The organism is Poseidonibacter sp. (assembly GCF_041821165.1).
Classification (GTDB): Bacteria; Campylobacterota; Campylobacteria; order Campylobacterales; family Arcobacteraceae; genus Poseidonibacter.
Genome location: NZ_JBGUES010000280.1, coordinates 1 through 1,186, shown reverse-complemented (window position 1 = coordinate 1,186; position 1,186 = coordinate 1). Strand labels below are relative to the sequence as shown.

At 25.7% G+C, this 1,186-nt stretch carries 1 protein-coding gene; it reads left to right on the top strand.

Going from position 1 to position 1,186, the window contains the following annotated elements; genetic code table 11:
* Nucleotides 1-1,186: PAS domain S-box protein (locus tag ACERKK_RS13160; protein ID WP_373773529.1), on the top strand; the 1,186-nt coding region annotated here is incomplete at both ends.

The following is a 1,186-nucleotide window of genomic DNA, read 5'->3' as shown; positions in this document are numbered from 1 at the left end:
AGTTTAAAACCTCTAAATCCTTCAAATAAAGCTGATGAGTTTGAAAAAGAGGCATTGAACTATTTTAAAGAAAATAAAGATAAAGAATTTTATGTAAAAACAGATACAAATAAAGATCTTTATAATTTTATGGGTAAATTAATTGTTGAACAGAGTTGCTTACAATGTCATGCAATTCAAGGTTATAAACTAGGTGAAGTAAAAGGAGGAATAAGAGTATCTATTCCTATGGAAACATATAAACAAAACTTTGAAGATGTTGAATTTCATTATAAAACGCAAATATATATTAGTATCTTATTTGCTGTTATAATATTTTTTATTTTTTTATTAATTATAAATAAACTATTTAAAAATCAAGAAAATCTACAAAACTTAAAAGATAAATATAAAATACTTTATGATAGATATGACTATGCTGTAAGTGGTTCTAAACTTGGTCTTTGGGATTGGAACTTGCAAACTAATAAGATTTATTTTTCTAAGCAATGGAAAGAAATGTTAGGTTATAAAGAGGATGAGTTATCAAATAGTTTTGAAACATGGGATGAAAAAGTTCATCCAGATGATAAAGAAAAGGCACGTTTTGATATAAGCCAAAATCAAAAACATAGTACAGAATATTATGAAAATATTCACAGACTTAAACATAAAAATGGAACATGGGTTTGGATATTAGATAAGGGAAAAACAATTTTTGATGAGAATGGAAATGCAGTTAGAATGGTTGGTTTTCATACAGATATTACAAAAATACAAGAGTTAAAAAAAGAGATATCTAAACTTAAAAAAGTTATAGAACATTCACCAATCTCAATAGTAATAACTGATGTTGATGGAATAATAGAGTATGTTAATCCTTGTTTTTGTAAAACTACGGGCTATTCATATAAAGAAGCATTAGGTTCAAATCCAAGAGTTTTAAAGTCAGAATATACATCATCTTTTGAATACCAAAATTTATGGAATACACTTCTTTCTAAAAAAACATGGAGAGGAAGATTTAAAAATAAAAGAAAAGATGGAAGTGAATTCTGGGAAAGTGCTATAATCACACCAATTTTTGATGAACAAAATGAAATTGTAAATTTTTTAGCAATTAAACAAGAAATTACAAAAGAGATTTATTTAAAAGAAGAGATTAAAAATAAAGAAGAGATGATGATTGCTCAATCACGTCATGCTG